This is a genomic window from Mesorhizobium sp. M0306 (assembly GCF_040321655.1).
Taxonomy (GTDB): domain Bacteria; phylum Pseudomonadota; class Alphaproteobacteria; order Rhizobiales; family Rhizobiaceae; genus Mesorhizobium.
In genome coordinates, this window is the sequence record NZ_JAMYRY010000008.1 from 93,509 (window position 1) to 108,924 (window position 15,416).

Below are 15,416 nucleotides of genomic sequence, written 5' to 3' on the forward strand. Positions count from 1 at the left end.
CCTTGGCACCATTCCGCAGGTGGGCGAGGCCTATGCGACGGCCGAGTTCAAAGTGAAAATTTGACGCGGCCGATCACGCCAAGGACGGGCGAGGTGGTGTGCGAGGGCAAAGTGGTGCACAAGGGCCGCACGCTGGCGGTTTCGGAAGCGGCGCTGAAGGATGCCAACGGCAAGCTGCTGGCTTTCGGCACCGAAACATGCTCGATCTTTCCGGCGGCCAATCTGGCGGCACGTTGAATGGACCGGCCGTTTGGCCGCCGCATTTGAATGTCACTGAACATTGAATGTCAGTGACAACTGGCCTGGTTTGGGGGAACCGCCATGTTCGAAAGCCTGATTGGCCTCATCGCCATCATCGCGCTGTTCGTCATCATTTCACGCCAGCAGAGCCGCATCGGCCTGATCGAGCGCGAGCTTGGCGCCTTGCGCAGCCTTGTGCTTTCAGGCGCGCCTGTGCTGCCGCCGCAAGCCAAGGAACCGGCTGCAAACGACAGCAAACCGACGGATGCCGCAATCCCGCTTGCGGCCGCAGCCGACATGGCCGCATCGCCAGGGACCGCAGCGGTAGCATCAGCCACAGAGGCCGATGCCGATACAACACTGCCGTCCGCACCGGAGCCGGCGCAACCGGCGGCAGCGGCGAAGGCCGCCCGCCAGTCCGACGTCGAAACGGCTCTCGGTACCCGCTGGGCGGTCTGGGTCGGCGGCATCGCGCTGGCGCTGGGCGGCCTGTTCCTGATCCGCTACACCATCGAGGCCGGCATTTTCGGGCCACGCGTGCGGCTTGCCATGGCGGCGGCACTCGGGCTGGTGCTGGTCGCCGGCGGCGAGTTCATCCGGCGCACCGGCTTCAGGGTGCCGGTGCAAGGTGCCGCCGGTGCCTATATCCCGGCGATCCTGACGGCGGCCGGCGCCTTCATCCTGTTCGGTACCGTCTACGCCGCGTACAGCATTTATGGCTTCATCGGCCCGACGCTCGCTTTCACGCTGCTCGGCGCCATCGGCGTGGCGACGATCGCGGCTAGCCTGGTCCACGGTCAGGCGCTGGCCGGCGTCGGCCTGCTCGGCGCCATGGTGACGCCGCTACTGGTCGCCTCGCAGGCGCCCAATCCGTGGGCGCTGTTCGGCTATCTGGCGATCGTGCTCGCCGCCACCGGCGTCATCGCCCGCATCCGCGACTGGAGGCTTTTGATGGCGGCGGCTTTCGTCGCTAGCGGCATCTGGACGATCCTCTATATGACCGACGCGCCGGGGACGAACCTTTCGGTCATCCTTTTTATCGACGTGGTGACTCTGGCCGTGCTCGCCTTCGTTTGGCTTGGCCGTCGCGGCGAAGCGGTCGCCGGCAGCGGCTTCGATTGGCCGTCGATCGCGCCGGGCTTCTTCGTCGGCCTCTCGGCGCTGGCCCTGTTCGTCGATCCGGTCTTTGCCGCCGCCGGCGATGCCTTGCAGGGCGCAGCCCTTGTCGCAGCCCTGGTGGCGGTGGCGCTCTATCGGCCGCGGGCGCTGGCACTGCTGCACGCCGCCGGGCTGGCGACGGTGCTGGCCTATCTCGGCATCATTCCGCCGACCACGGTCGCTGTCGATTTTTCGGGCGGCGCTCTCGGTGTCGATGGCGTGCCGGTTGTGGCGTCCGATGCCTTGATGCTCAGGATCGGCATCGCGCTGGGCTTGGTCTTCATCGGCGCCGGCTTTTGGGCGGCGCGCCGTTTTGCGGCCCCTGGCTGGCTGCGCGCCGCCGCATGGGCGGCCTGGAGCGCTGTCGCGCCACTGGTCATCCTGCTGGCGCTCTGGTCTACCTTCGGCAATCTCGACCGTGACGTTGCTTATGCGGCGGTCGCAGCCGTTTTGGTCGGAGTCTTCGTCGCCGGCGGCGAGTGGATAGCGCGCGGCGAAGCGCCGCCGCTAACCGGCGGCGCTGCCGTCTCCTTCGCGCTCGGCGGGGCGGCGATTGCCGGCCTGCTGATGCTGCACATGGCCTTCGGTTCGGGCTGGACAACCATCCTGCTCGGGGCAGCCGCCGTCGTGCCGGCGCTGGCAACGCGCTGGCGAAGCTATCCGGTGCTTGGCTGGATTTCCGTTGGTGCGGTGATTGCAGTGCTCGGCCGCGTCGCCTTCGACCCGACCATCGTCGGTGCCGAGTTCCTGTCGAAGACGCCGGTGTTCAACTGGCTGCTGCTTGGATATGGCGTGCCGGCGCTCGCCTTCGGCTTTGCCGCCTGGCAACTCGCCCGCACCACCAATGGCCGGCCGCGCCTCGCCATGGAGGCCGGCGCCGCGCTGTTTTGCCTGCTCACCGTCGCCATGCTGGTGCGCCATGTCATGCATGGCGGCGTCATCGATACGGCTGCTGCGACGCTTGCCGAACAGGCGATCTACACGCTGATCGCCATCGGTGCCGGTGCCATCCTGGTCGCCATCGACATGCGCTCGCCAAGTTCGGTGCTGCGCTACGGCTCGATTGCAGCGGGCGTGGTCTCAGTCGCCCTCATCGTCCTCCAGCATTTTCTGGCGCTGAACCCGCTGCTGACGGATGAATCGACCGGCAGCATCCCGGTGTTCAACCTTCTGTTCCTCGCCTACCTCTTGCCGGCGGTTGCGGCAGGCGCATTGGCACTGTATGCCCGTGACAAGCGGCCGCAATGGTATGCGGCGATGCTGGCGGTGGTGGCGGCGGTGCTCGCTTTTGCCTATGCCACGCTGTCGGTCAGGCGCCTGTTCAAGGGCGAGTTCATCGGGCTGTGGAGCGGTCTCGGCCAGCTCGAGACCTATACTTATTCGGCACTGTGGCTGGTCATCGGCGTGGTGCTGCTCACCGCCGGTGTCTGGCTGAAATCCCAGGTGCTGCGCATAGCATCGGCGGCGCTGATCTCGATCGCCGTGCTCAAAGTCTTCATCTTCGACATGTCGGAACTGGAAGGTGTGTTGCGGGCGCTGTCCTTCATCGGCCTCGGCGCGGTGCTCATCGGCATCGGCTTGTTCTATCAGCGTCTGCTGACAAGAGCGGCGAAAGGGACGTAAGGGTCAAGTTGCATGAATATTCAAGATGGAATATATGAATATTCCAAAGGAGATATTCAGTTGCCTCTCTATATTCGCGACGACGAGGTGGATGCGCTGGCCGCAAAACTGCAGCGTGAGACCAACGCCCCGAGCAAGACGGAAGCAGTGCGGACCGCGCTTTTGCACGAGCTCGAGCGCAACCGCGCCCGCAAGCCTCTGCGCGACAGAATTGCGGCGCTACAGGCCAGGTATGCTGCGTTGGGGCCGTCCGATCCCAACTTCGACATGAAGGCGTTCACCGACGAGATGTGGGAAGACTGATGTTCGTCGATGCGTCGGTCATCGTCGCCATTCTCGCCAAGGAACCGGGTTGGGCGGAATTGCTCAAGCGAATCTCTGGTGCCGGCAGTCCGCTGCATATTTCCGCGCTTGTTCGGCTCGAGGCGACACTTGCCCTTGGACGCATAAACGCCTTTTCCAAAAAGCCGACGCCCGAATTGCTGGCCGTGGCGCGCGATCTAGTCGATTCGTTCATTGTCGAAATCAGTGCCCGCAATGTACCTATCGACGAGGACATCGGCGCGCGCGCTATCGACGCGAGCATCCGCTACGGTAAGGCGGTCGGTCATCCGGCCGATCTCAATTTTGGCGATTGCTTCGCCTACGCCTGCGCAAAGGCCCTAGATCTTCCGTTGCTCTACAAGGGCGACGATTTTCTTCAGACGGATCTGGCGTAACCGGCGTTTTGACAATCGGATGCAAGCCGGGAATAAACCTCCCACTGGCAGCGTTATTCAGTTGCTTGGGTGACCGGGGCGGCGGACCGCTTCGCGCTGGCCGCTTGCGCCGCGCTGCAAAGGCGCGTTCAATCACCACGGACAGGGGCCTCAGAACCAGCGGTCATGGACGAAAAGAAGGCAGCAATCCTTGGTGAAATACCGCGTCTGCGCCGCTATGCACGCTCGCTGTTGCGCGACCGCGATTCAGCCGACGATCTCGTCCAGGATTGTCTCGAGCGGGCACTTGTGCGGCTCGACAATTGGCAGACAGGAGAAAGCCCCAGGAGGTGGCTGTTTACGATCATGCACCATTTGTTTATCGACCAGATGCGCAAGGTGAACCGGCGCGGCGAGGCGGCGATGCTGCCGCTCGAGGCAAGCGAGGCGCAGGCAGCACCCGCCGAGCAGGTCGAGAGCATCGCCTCACGCGAGATCGTCGACGCGCTGCAGGCGATCAGCCCGGACCGGCGCGCGGCACTTGTGATGGTCGCCATCGAAGGGTTTTCCTATGCCGAAGCCGCCAACATCCTTGGAGTTCCCGCCGGCACCTTAATGTCGCGCATCGCGCGCGGGCGTGAGGAACTGCGCGCGCTGCTGGATGATACCGCGCGCCGCCGCTCGATAAGGATCGTCTAGAAATGAGCCGGCGCGATTTCTCCGAACGCGACATCCACATGGCTCTCGATGGCGAGTTGCCGGGCGACGAGCGGACGGCCTATGAGGCATGGCTCGAGGCCAATGCCGAGATGAAGGCCAAGAGCGCACGCTACGCCGCCGACCGGGCAGCGTTGCGCGCAGCCTTTAACGGCGTGCTGGACGAACCCGTCCCGGTGCGGCTGAGCAAGGTGGTGCAAGGCGAGGCGCCGGTGGTGAGAGCGGCGCCGTCGCGCTCGCGTTGGTGGCTTGCGGCCGCCGCTGCCGCCATCCTGGTGATTGGCGGCACTGGCGGCTACCTTGCCGGCATCGGCCGCCTCGGCCTGGAAAACACGGCCGAAGACCAGCTTGCCGAAGAGGCGATCGCCGCCCATGTCATCTATGCCGCCGAAAAGCGGCATGCGGTGGAAGTGCCGGCAAGCGACAAGGATCATTTGCAGAGCTGGTTGTCGAACCAGGTGGGTTTGAAGCTCGTCGCGCCGGATCTGGCGGCGCAGGGATTCCAACTGGTCGGTGGCCGGCTGCTGCCTGCCGGCCAGGGCAAGGCCGCGATGCTGCTTTACGAGGACGTCAAGGGCGAGCGCATATCGCTCTTCGTCACCGCCGAATCGGCAGCCAAGGCCAAGGGCACTTATGGGGAGGAAGATGGTCCTGAGGCCGTCTATTGGCTGGACAAGGGTTATGGCTGCGCCGTCGTCGGCTCGCTGCCGCGCGAGCGGCTGGCCGCGGTGGCCAAGAGCGCCTATGGCCAGCTTTTGGCGGGCTTGCAAAGCTGAGCAGGCTCTCGTTTTTCCGGAGCCGCGCCGATGCCTAAACACGGAGGTCGTTCAAAGCCTTTGCGCGACCTGCCTGCCGTCAAAACTGTCACAATTCGGCCCTAATCGAGGTGCGATAGCGCTTGCTGAATGCTGGCACTTCGGCTGGTGTGACCGATGTTTAGACTAGGGCCGTTTCCACAACCCAATCGAGGTTTTCTGAGCCCGCATGCCTGCCGAGATTCGCAAGGCCCGCGCGTCCGACGTCGATGACCTCGCCGCCATCGAAAAAGCCGTTTTCTCGAGCGATCGCATTTCTCGCCGCTCCTTTCGTCAACTGATCGAACGCGACACCGCCGAACTGCTGGTTGGCGAAAGCGATGGCCGCGTCGCCGGCTATGCGGTCGTGCTGTTTCGCAAGGGCAGCGGCGTCGCGCGGCTTTATTCGATCGCCGTCGGTCCATTTTTCGGCGGCCGTGGCGTTGGCCGCCTGCTGCTGGAAGAGGCCGAGGCCGCGGCTTTCGAGCACGGCCGCATGATGCTTCGTTTGGAAGTCCGCGAGGACAACCCGCGCGCGATCCAGATCTACGAGCAGAGCGGCTACCGCAAGATCGGCCGCGAGCTGGACTATTACGAGGATGGCGCCACGGCGCTACGCTATGAAAAGACCTTGCGCGGCGACATTCCGGTGGCCACCGAAGTGCCGTTTTATCAGCAGACTTGCGAGTTCACCTGCGGACCATGCTGCCTGATGATGGCGATGGCTTACTTCGGCCCTGGCTTCGTGCCGGACCCGGTGATGGAAATCCGGCTGTGGCGTGAGGCGACGACCGTTTTCATGATGTCCGGCCCCGGCGGCTGCGAGCCGTTCGGGCTGGCCGTCGCCGGCCATGAGAGCGGGCTTGCTGCTGAGATCTATGTCTCCTTCTACGGCGCGCTGTTCCTGCAGTCGGTGCGCAGCGAGGACAAGCGCCGGGTCATGGAGCTGGCGCAGGTCGACTTTCGCCGCCGCGCGGAACTTTACCGCATCCCGGTGAATTACCGTTCATTCGGGCTTGACGACATTCGCACCGCGATCGCAGAGGGAAAACTGGTGCTGGTCCTGATCAGCGGCTTCCTGATGTTCGGCAAGAAGGTTCCGCACTGGGTATTGGCCATCGGTGACGACGGCGATCATATCCTGATCCACGACCCTTGGGTCGAGGACGAGCGGCAGGAGACGATCCTCGATGCTGCCAACATTCCCGTGCCTTACGGCATCTTCATGAACATGGCGCAATTCGGCCGCGACGGATTGCGCGCCGCCATCACTCTCGGAAAGCGCGATAGCCAATGACCTGGGTCATCCTTACCGGCCGGCAGAACGATCTCGACCAAGTGGCGACGCCGCACAAGATCATCACCAATCGCGACTACCTTGCCCATCCGGCACTGTTTCGCGGTCAGCGGCCGAAGGTCATCAACCTGTCGAACAATTACGGCTACCAGAGCCGCGGCTATTATGCCTCGCTGCTCGCAGGTTCGCGTGGCCACAAGGTCATCCCGACTGTCGAAACGATGATCGATCTGTCGGAGCGCAAACTCTATGAGCACGCGTTGCCGGAACTCGAACTCGCACTCAACAAGTGCCGCAAGGACCTGGGCGGCGCTTTCCCGCAGAAGGTCTGCATCTTCTTCGGCATCGGACCGTCCAGGATCTGGGACCGCTTCGCAAAACTTCTGTTCGACTGGTTTCGTGCCCCGGCGCTCGAGGTCCACATCAGGGACAGCACCGAATGGGCCTCGATCCGCAAGATCGGCTTCCATCCCCTGGCCAGGATGACCGAGGACGAGGAAACGCACTTTCTCCAGTGCCTGGAGACCTACACCAACCGCGAGTGGCGCGACACCAAGGGCCGCACGCCGGCGCGCTACACTTTCGCCACGCTGGTCGATCCGCATGAGGAACTGCCACCGTCGGAGATTTCGTCGCTGCGCCACTGGGCCAAGATCGCTGAAAAGATGGGCGTCGAAATCGAGCCGATCACCAAGCGGGATCTGGCCAAGCTCGCCAATTACGACGCGCTGTTCATCCGCGAGACCACTTCGATCTCCAACCACACCTACCGCTTTGCCCGCCGCGCCCAGCAGGAAGGCATGCCGGTCATCGACGATCCGCTGTCGATGATCCGCTGCACCAACAAGGTCTATCTCAACGAACTGATGACCTACAACAAGGTACCGGTGCCGCCGACGGTGATGATAGCCGGTACCTCGGACCTGGAACTTGCGGCGCAGACGCTGGGTTTCCCGCTGGTGCTGAAAATCCCGGACTCCTCGTTTTCGCGCGGCGTCAAGAAATGCGGCACTTTCGAAGAGTTGAAGACGCTCGCAACCGAATGGCTGGAGGATTCCGACCTCCTGATCGCGCAAAAATTCATTCCGACGGAATATGACTGGCGCGTCGGCGTCCTCGGCGGCCAACCCTTGTTTGCCGTCCATTATCTGATGGCCAAGAAACATTGGCAGATCGTCAATCATAAGGCCAACGGCAAGCCCGACCAGGGCGGCATCAAGACCTTCACCCTGAAGGAAGCGCCGGCCCATGTCGTCGAGACGGCGGTGAGCGCGGCGCGCTGCATCGGCGACGGCCTCTACGGCGTCGACCTCAAGGAAACCAGGGACGGCGTCTTCGTCATCGAGGTCAACGACAACCCCAACCTCGACCACGGCTGGGAAGACTCCGGCGAGAAAGACGAGGTCTGGGTGCGGCTGACGCAGTGGTTCCTGGAGCGGCTGGACCGGCCGGGCCGATGACATCCGAATTGAGGGGAAAAAGATGCTGTTCTTCGTAACCGAGGATTTTCGCGGCTGCGACCGTAAGGAGATCTACCGCCGTTTCCGCGACCAGGGCCGCCTGAAGCCGGACGCGCTCCTCGTGCACTACAGCTGGATCGCAGCGGACATGAGCCGCTGCTTCCTGCTGGTGGAGGCCGATGACGTCACGCTCCTGCAGCGGTGGGTCATCGAATGGGCGGATCTGGTCGAATTCGAGATCGTTCCCGTGGCGACGAACAAGGATATGGTGGAGGCATTGAGCGGACACCTCTGACCCGCGCGCTTCGACGAGATATATCCAGACATTGTATTGATAGCAGATCTCCAGGCTGAGCCGATGACTGGCTCGCCCGGCTGTCGCACTTAGCCAGACTGCCTGATCGTCGCGCTCGACTTCAGCAGCTGATTAATGTCCGACGCTTTTGACGGTACCCCGATCAAATAGCCCTGAGCCTCGACGCAACCCTCTTTTTGCAGGAATTCAAGCTGCGCTTCGGTCTCGACACCCTCGGCGGTGACGGTGATGCCCAGCTGTGCGCCAAGCCCGATGATGGTGCGCACGATTGCCGCGGTATCGCGGCTGTCGATATCGCTGATGAAGGAACGATCGATCTTGATCTTGTCGACGGGAAAGCGCCTGAGGTAGCCGAGCGAGGAATAGCCGGTGCCGAAATCGTCCAGCGCGATGCGGACGCCCAGATCGCGTAGCTGCCTGAGTGTCTTGAGCACCAGATCGCTCTCGTCCATCAGCACCGTTTCGGTGATTTCCAGTTCAAGCCGGTTGGCCGGCACGCCCGAGAACGCCAGTGCCGAGATGACGCTGCGGGCAAAGGTGCCGCTTTTGATTTGCACGGCCGAGACATTGACTGCAATGCGCAAAGGCGCCCATCCTGCCGCGGTCGTGCAGGCTTTTCGCAGCGCCCATTCTCCAAGCGGCACGATCAGCCCGGTCTCCTCGGCGGCCGGAATGAAGTCGTCCGGCCGCACGAGGCCGCGCACTGGCGAACGCCAGCGCATCAAGGCTTCGGCACCGACGATTTCGCCGGAGGCGATGTTCATGATCGGCTGGAAATCCAGCTCGAATTCCCGGCGCGACAGCGCCGCCCTGAGATCGATTTCGAGTGCCCGGCGCGCGCGCACCATCGCATCCATGGCTGGTTCGAAGAAGCGGTACAGGTTGCGCCCTTCGCTCTTTGCCCGATAGAGCGCCATATCGGCGTTTTTCAGCAAAGTGTCGGCGTCCTTGCCGTCATTCGGAAACAGCGCGATGCCAACACTGATGCCGACGCGCATGTCGTGTCTCTTGTCGCGAAACGGCTTTCCGATGATCTCGACGATGCGTTTGGCCAGCTTTTCCGCATCGCCCGGGCTTTTGAGATTGAACTGGATGATGACGAATTCGTCGCCGCCGAAGCGGGAGACAACGTCCGTTTCGTTGCGCAGGCACCGTTGCAGCCGTTCGGCCACGCATTTCAGCAGCCAGTCGCCAGCGGGGTGACCCCAGCTATCATTGACTGCCTTGAAGTGATCGAGGTCGAGCGAGAATATCGCCAGCGATCCGTCTGTCGTCTCACTGAGGGCTTGGTCCAGCCGTTCGCGAAGCATCGAGCGATTGGGCAGGTTGGTCAGTGTGTCGTGGTGCGCAAGATGGGTCATGCGCTCTTCCACACGCCTGCGCTCGGTGACGTCGTCGAACGTCGCGACCCAGCCGCCGCCGCTCATCGGCCGGCGCGCAACCAGCAGCGTTCTGCCGTCAGCGAGATGGCGATGCGTTACGTGTGTTTTGCCCGCCCGCAGGCAGGCTTCGATTTGCGAGATTTCGCTGTCGGGGTCGAGTTTTGTATAAATGCCGAGTTCCAGCAGCCGCTTGAACGCATCATGGTGACTCATGCCAAGCGGGAAGTCGGCCGGCCTGACATGATAAAGTTCCAGGAAACGTTCGTTGCGCACGATCAGCTTGCCGTCCGCATCGTACATCAAAAGGCCTTGCGACATGTTGGCAAGAGCCGCGTCGAAACGGCGGTGCTGCTCCTTCAACTCCTGCTCGGCGCGCCGTTGCTCGGTGATGTCCTCGTAGATCGATACCCAACCGCCTGACGCCAGCGGCCGGTGCGAAATGTTGACGATACGCCCGTCTGCAAGCGTTTCCTCATAGGTGGAAGGTTTTGCCTGGTCGATATAGGGCTTGCGGATGGCATAGAGTTGCTCAGCGCTTTGCGAGGCGATGCCGATATCCACGCTGTGCTGGAGGATGTCGAAAAACCGGATGCCGGGCCGCACCACTTCGGCGTCGAGGCGAAAGATGCTGATGTAGTTCCTGTTGCAGATGATCATCCGTTCATCGGCATCGAACATGCACAGGCCATGCGACATGTTCTCGACCGCTGCCGAAAAACGCTCGTTCTGTTCGCGCAGCTCGTCTTCAATAGGTTGCGGCTGACCAACGCCTTTGGCCCTCCGTCGGCGGACGAACGAACCAGCCTTGATACCGGCAACGGGCATGAGGCAAGCCTATGGACCATGGTTAACCATGGCACTGTTGTCCCTGCCGGTTAATTTACCGTTTTCAGCCGGCTGGAACGGCAGTCTGGCGTCGCGACTTTTCGATCGCCGCAAAGCGTTTGAGAAAGGAATTCTGCGCCCAAGTCACCGAGCGCGGCGTGACGTCGAAGCGCTCGGCATTGAAGCCGCGCGGCCTGCCGAAGAACTCCGTCGCCTCTGCCGTCGAAAAACCCGCAAGCAGCGTTGCTTCGAAATAAGCGGCGATCTGATCCGCTCGCTTGATCTCCTTGCGCAGTCCCGCGTCGAGTTCGGCCGGCAGTGAAAAGCGCAGATGGATGGCGCGCTGCAGCCTGATCTCGCAATCCCTGTAGCTGCCGCCCATCACGGATTTGAACGGCGAGATCATGTCGCCGATGACATATTCCGGCGCGTCGTGCAGCAGCGCCGCCAACCGCATATCGGCGTCGGCATCCGGCATCAGCTCACCGACAAGCGTTTCGACCAGCAGTGAATGCTGGGCGACCGAAAAGGCGTGGTCGCCTCTGGTCTGGCCGTTCCAGCGTGCGACGCGGGCAAGGCCATGGGCAATATCGGAGATCTCGATGTCGAGCGGCGAGGGGTCGAGCAGATCGAGCCGTCGCCCGGACAGCATGCGCTGCCAGGCGCGCGGCGGCGCCCCCGCGCGATCGGCCGCCATCAGGCGTCCTCCGCGCCGACGGCTTCCTGCGGAAAGCTGAATTTCGCCCAGGACGGGATGGCGAGCGACACGGCGACGTCGTCAGCCAGGATCGGCAGGCCGGCGTCGAGCGCTGCCTTGACCCGGTCGATGCGGGTAATGGCAAGGCCTGTCGTGCCGGCGGTCGAGCCAAGCGTGCCGACCGGTCGCCCCTCCACCGTCAACTCTGCGCCCGAGGCGGGCAGGGAGCGTTCAGCCGAGACGATCAACACCCGGCGCCTGGCAGTGCCGCGATGCTGCATACGCGAGACGACCTCCTGGCCGACATAGCAGCCCTTCTTGAAGCCGACGCCGCCGATCTCGTCGAGCAGCACGTCATGCGGAAACGCATCGCCGAGCTGGTAGTCCGCGCCGCTTTCGGCAATGCCATGGGCAATGCGAACGGCTTGCCATGCGGCAAGGTCGCCTCCTTCTGCGGTGCCATCATAGAAGCGCTTGACGATAGCATCGACGAACCGCGCATCCGCAAACGGTGCTGCTTCAAATTGCGAGGCGGTTGAATCGCTTTCCCATAGAACGGTCACAACCAGCTGATCCAGCTTGGCAATTTGGACTTTGGCGCGCAACTTGTAGAGCGTCAGCCGGCGCATGAAATCGTCAGCGGTCTCGGCACGGCACTCAAGGCGGAAAGCATTTTCGCCGGCGCGCGAGATCAGGAAGTCAAAAAGGATCTTGCCTTGCGGCGTCAGCAGCGCGCCGGGCTTTGCTTCGCTGCTACCGAGCGCGTCGAGGTCGGTGGTCAGGATGTTCTGCAAAAAGTGCTCGGCATCCGGCCCGGACACGGAAACGAGTGCGCGATCTCTGAGCGAGGCAAAGGGCATGGTGGGAAAACGAGCCTGAGCTTGCAAAACTATCGGCCATTACGTAAGCCGCTGGCACTTCCCCCGCAAGAGACCGGATCCGCATGGCCCCCATCTACGATCTCATCCTGACAGGCGGCATCGTGGTCAACCATGACGGCGAGGGTTTTCGCGACGTTGGCATCAATGGTGGGCGCATCGCTGCCATCGGCGACCTTCGCCAGGCGTCGGCGGGCGAGACGATCGACTGCCGCGGGCTGCACATCCTGCCGGGCATCGTCGACAGCCAGGTGCATTTCCGTGAGCCGGGCCTGGAGCACAAGGAAGATCTGGAGACGGGCTCGCGGGCAGCGGTGCTCGGCGGCGTCACCGCCGTCTTCGAGATGCCGAACACCAATCCGCTGACCACCAGCGAGGCAACCCTTGCCGACAAGGTGCGGCGTGCCACCGGCCGCATGCATTGCGACTTTGCCTTCTGGGTCGGCGGCACCCGCGACAATGCGAACGACGCCGGCGATCTCGAGCGGCTGCCGGGTGCGGCCGGCATTAAAGTGTTCATGGGCTCGTCCACCGGCGACCTGCTCGTCGAGGACGATGAAGGCGTTGCCTCGATCCTGAGGAACACACGCCGCCGCGCCGCCTTTCACTCCGAGGACGAGTTCCGGCTGCGCGAGCGGCTTGGCGAGCGCATCGCGGGCGATCCGTCCTCACATCCGGTGTGGCGCGACGAGATCGCAGCATTGCGCTGCACAGAGCGCCTGGTGCGCATCGCGCGCCAGGTCCGCGCCCGGATCCATGTGCTGCACATCTCGACCGCCGAGGAGATAGGCTTCCTCGAACAGCACAAGGATGTCGCGACCTGCGAGGCGACGCCGCATCATTTGACGCTGAGCGCCGATGATTATGCGCAGCTCGGTACGTTGATCCAGATGAACCCGCCGGTGCGCGCCACGCGCCATCGCGACGGGGTTTGGCAGGGCATTGCGCAGGGCGTTGTCGACGTGCTCGGCTCCGACCATGCGCCGCACACGCTGGCCGAGAAGGCAAAACCTTATCCGGCGTCGCCGTCCGGCATGACCGGCGTGCAGACCCTGGTGCCGATTATGCTGGACCATGTCAACGCCGGCCGGCTCACCTTGCAGCGCTTTGTCGACCTGACCAGCCATGGTCCGCAACGCATCTTCGGCATCGCCAGGAAAGGCCGTATTGCCGCCGGCTACGATGCCGATTTCACCATTGTCGATCTGAAGCGCCGCGAGACCATCGCCAACGCCCAGCAAGGTTCCAAGGCCGGCTGGACGCCTTATGACGGCAGGCAGGTGACCGGCTGGCCGGTCGGCACTATCGTTCGGGGCCGGCGCGTGATGTGGGAAGGCGAGATCGTCGCGCCGGGCCAGGGTAGGGCGGTGGAGTTTTCCGAGGCGCTCGCGCGCTAGGCTCCCTGCCTCGATAAGGGCCAGGCTAGACCACTCAATCCCCGGCGACGAAGAACGTCCATTGCCCGGTCGGCGTGATGCCGACTCGGTAGAAGATGTAGGCACCGAACTGCTTCATGTTGTCATAGTCGCTTGCGGTGACGATCTTGAACAACTCGACCCGCTGCCTGGCATCGAGCTTGTCCAGCGGCAGGGCGAAAAAATACGGCCAGACGTAGAGATCCTGCGGAGTGCCTGCATCGACGTGGACATAGCCGGCATTGAGCACCTCTTCCAGGATGGCGAGGATTTCCTGGCCTTCCGTGTCGCCCGAAAGCCCTTTCAGGAAGGCGATCGGGTCGCCCTCCATGTCGCCCAGCGACAATTGGGTCATCATGTCGCCCGCACCGATCAGCGGCCGCAGTCTTTCGATGTCGCCGCTCTTGCAGGCCTCGACGATCAGATCGTGCATGCGCCTGACCGGTTCCGGCAACTTGGCAAGGTCGTAGACGACTTCGGGCACAGGCGCGTCCGGATCGACATGCGGATTGGCCATCCCGCCATCGTCCGCTGGCCCTTTCGGTTCGGTTTGCTCTGGCTCGTCGGACGGAGTCGGCTGGCTGGCTGCAGGTGGTGTCGTGCCGAGCGGGCCGGGCATCGGCACGGTACTTCCAGGCGGCGACATTTCGCCGTCCGGCGGCGGTGTGACCGGCGAAGGCAGGTCTTCGCGCTTGATCTCGCTGAGGGCGTGAGCGGGACTGCTCGCAAGAAACAGTGCAAGGGGAATCGTGGCGCAGGAAGCAGTAAGCCAAATGCTGAGGACCAGGCCGCGCGGCTTGCCTGATATCGAAAAATTCACCGCCTGCTACTCCCTGGTTCCAGCCCATCCATGTGCCCGGACATGATGTCCGGCGGCGCGCCGTCGTCAAAGAACCGGGGTCAGTGCCGCAGCCTTTCGGGCTCGAAGGCCCCGGCAATCACCTTTTCACGCATGCGATCGAGCAGGGCAAGCGCCGAGGTCTCGCCATTGGTGCGCAGCATTTCGCCGAATGCCGTTTCGAGGGCTGCCTCGGCGATGATTTCCGGCTCGATCCCGGCCGACAATCCTTCCGCCCAGGCTTCGCTGTGGCTTTCCACGGCGGTCAGGCGCTTTTCTTCCCTGACCAGCGCGTCGATGTCGTTGACGCCATGTTCCATTGCGATGTCCACCCTTTCAAGCGGTGATCCGTTGGACAGGGATCAAGCTTGAGTTGTCCCTTTTACACGCAGGCGCAGTAAGTATTTGTAAATGCGACATTTTTTTGGTCGTTTTCTACAAATTCCGTCGCGTCCAGCAAACCTGCGTCCGATCCGTTTCAAACTTAGCCGATTAGGCCGGCCAAGGGGACGGAAACCTTCAGTTTGAGTTAATTTCACATTCGCGCGCTAACGTTTCGTTAACATAGTTGCAAAAGTGCAACATCAGGTTTGCACCAAGGCCTCACTCGAGGCAAGCGGAGAAGTGTCGAACGCGTCCGCCACCTACAGCGCCGGCGCTTGATGCCGGTTTGCCGGAACGGCAGCTGCCGCCGTCAGTTTCCGTAGCGAGAGGCTATGTCGCGAGATAGTGTCTCGCCTTCCTTCATGTAGCGGCTGATGGCTTCCGTCGCCGAGGCGGTGCATTGGGTATAAGTGCCGCCGAAGGACCGGTAGCCGCGGTTGAAGCTGGCGATGAAGCGGGCGCGCCGCTCCGGGTTCGGATTTTCCGATGCGATCAGTTTTTCCACCTCGGCTCGCCACCGGTCGCCTTTCTCGCCACACAGATTACGCAGGAAATGCAGAGAACCGAGCACTTCCGCCAGCCGCATCAGCCCAGGCTCGAATGGCGCTTCGGCGGCGATTGCCGGACGCACGCCGAAACTCACACTGACGGCGAGGCAGGCGGCGAGAAACGAGGACGTGCGGCTCATGAGGCT

At 62.9% G+C, this 15,416-nt stretch carries 16 protein-coding genes; 10 read left to right on the top strand and 6 right to left on the bottom strand.

The genetic code is table 11. The features are described from left to right. The first annotated feature begins 60 nt into the window (after positions 1–60). The 9 genes from NKI95_RS14370 to NKI95_RS14410 all read left to right on the top strand — a co-directional run bounded on the left by NKI95_RS14370 (position 61) and on the right by NKI95_RS14410 (position 8,282). Positions 61–237: a PaaI family thioesterase gene (locus NKI95_RS14370; RefSeq protein ID WP_352717478.1), complete on the top strand. Its 177-nt coding sequence runs from the start codon at positions 61–63 to the stop codon at positions 235–237. A gap of 84 nt (positions 238–321) precedes the next feature. After that, positions 322–3,021, top strand: a complete 2,700-nt coding sequence (locus NKI95_RS14375) for a DUF2339 domain-containing protein (protein ID WP_352717480.1) — start codon at positions 322–324, stop codon at positions 3,019–3,021. Positions 3,022–3,081: 60 nt separating this feature from the next. Further along, on the top strand, positions 3,082–3,324 hold the full coding sequence (locus NKI95_RS14380) for a type II toxin-antitoxin system VapB family antitoxin (protein ID WP_352467245.1): 243 nt from the start codon (positions 3,082–3,084) through the stop codon (positions 3,322–3,324). Next, the gene (locus NKI95_RS14385) at positions 3,321–3,740 is read left to right on the top strand and encodes a type II toxin-antitoxin system VapC family toxin (RefSeq protein WP_352717672.1); all 420 of its coding nucleotides are present in this window, start codon (positions 3,321–3,323) and stop codon (positions 3,738–3,740) included. The genes NKI95_RS14380 and NKI95_RS14385 overlap by 4 nt, the downstream gene beginning before the upstream one ends. Positions 3,741–3,905: 165 nt before the next feature. Beyond that, entirely contained in the window at positions 3,906–4,418 is a 513-nt protein-coding gene (locus NKI95_RS14390; RefSeq protein ID WP_292657948.1) for a sigma-70 family RNA polymerase sigma factor, read from the top strand. A 2-nt stretch (positions 4,419–4,420) separates the two neighbouring features. Further along, positions 4,421–5,212 carry an anti-sigma factor family protein gene (locus NKI95_RS14395; protein WP_352717482.1) on the top strand — a complete coding sequence of 264 codons (792 nt, stop codon included), beginning with the start codon at positions 4,421–4,423 and terminating at the stop codon, positions 5,210–5,212. Between the two features lie 208 nt (positions 5,213–5,420). After that, positions 5,421–6,527, top strand: coding sequence for a peptidase C39 family protein (locus tag NKI95_RS14400; protein WP_352717484.1), 1,107 nt, complete (start codon positions 5,421–5,423; stop codon positions 6,525–6,527). Continuing rightward, positions 6,524–7,987 carry a RimK family ATP-grasp domain-containing protein gene (locus NKI95_RS14405; protein WP_352717486.1) on the top strand — a complete coding sequence of 488 codons (1,464 nt, stop codon included), beginning with the start codon at positions 6,524–6,526 and terminating at the stop codon, positions 7,985–7,987. The genes NKI95_RS14400 and NKI95_RS14405 overlap by 4 nt, the downstream gene beginning before the upstream one ends. 22 nt (positions 7,988–8,009) lie before the next feature. Further along, positions 8,010–8,282, top strand: a complete 273-nt coding sequence (locus NKI95_RS14410) for a DUF3303 domain-containing protein (protein ID WP_352717487.1) — start codon at positions 8,010–8,012, stop codon at positions 8,280–8,282. Positions 8,283–8,371: 89 nt separating this feature from the next. Here NKI95_RS14410 and NKI95_RS14415 read toward each other — a convergent pair whose 3' ends face one another. The 3 genes from NKI95_RS14415 to ygfZ all read right to left on the bottom strand — a co-directional run bounded on the left by NKI95_RS14415 (position 8,372) and on the right by ygfZ (position 12,067). Continuing rightward, positions 8,372–10,510, bottom strand: coding sequence for a putative bifunctional diguanylate cyclase/phosphodiesterase (locus NKI95_RS14415; protein ID WP_352717489.1), 2,139 nt, complete (start codon positions 10,508–10,510; stop codon positions 8,372–8,374). A 64-nt stretch (positions 10,511–10,574) separates the two neighbouring features. Beyond that, positions 10,575–11,207, bottom strand: a complete 633-nt coding sequence (locus NKI95_RS14420) for an HD domain-containing protein (RefSeq protein WP_352717491.1) — start codon at positions 11,205–11,207, stop codon at positions 10,575–10,577. Further along, a complete protein-coding gene (gene ygfZ, locus NKI95_RS14425) occupies positions 11,207–12,067 on the bottom strand; it encodes a CAF17-like 4Fe-4S cluster assembly/insertion protein YgfZ (RefSeq protein WP_352717492.1) in 861 nt (286 codons plus the stop codon). Before ygfZ ends, NKI95_RS14420 begins: the two co-directional genes overlap by 1 nt. A gap of 83 nt (positions 12,068–12,150) precedes the next feature. On the opposite strand from ygfZ, the gene NKI95_RS14430 reads away from it, so the two are divergent. Beyond that, on the top strand, positions 12,151–13,482 hold the full coding sequence (locus NKI95_RS14430) for a dihydroorotase (RefSeq protein WP_352717493.1): 1,332 nt from the start codon (positions 12,151–12,153) through the stop codon (positions 13,480–13,482). Positions 13,483–13,516: 34 nt separating this feature from the next. Here the strand turns inward: NKI95_RS14430 and NKI95_RS14435 are convergent, their stop codons facing one another. The 3 genes from NKI95_RS14435 to NKI95_RS14445 form a co-directional block, all read right to left on the bottom strand. Next, positions 13,517–14,320 carry a hypothetical protein gene (locus tag NKI95_RS14435; RefSeq protein ID WP_352717494.1) on the bottom strand — a complete coding sequence of 268 codons (804 nt, stop codon included), beginning with the start codon at positions 14,318–14,320 and terminating at the stop codon, positions 13,517–13,519. A gap of 80 nt (positions 14,321–14,400) precedes the next feature. After that, positions 14,401–14,658, bottom strand: a complete 258-nt coding sequence (locus NKI95_RS14440; RefSeq protein ID WP_023677749.1) for a hypothetical protein — start codon at positions 14,656–14,658, stop codon at positions 14,401–14,403. Between the two features lie 374 nt (positions 14,659–15,032). Then, positions 15,033–15,410, bottom strand: a complete 378-nt coding sequence (locus NKI95_RS14445) for a TIGR02301 family protein (RefSeq protein ID WP_352717496.1) — start codon at positions 15,408–15,410, stop codon at positions 15,033–15,035. Between the last annotated feature and the right edge of the window lie 6 nt (positions 15,411–15,416).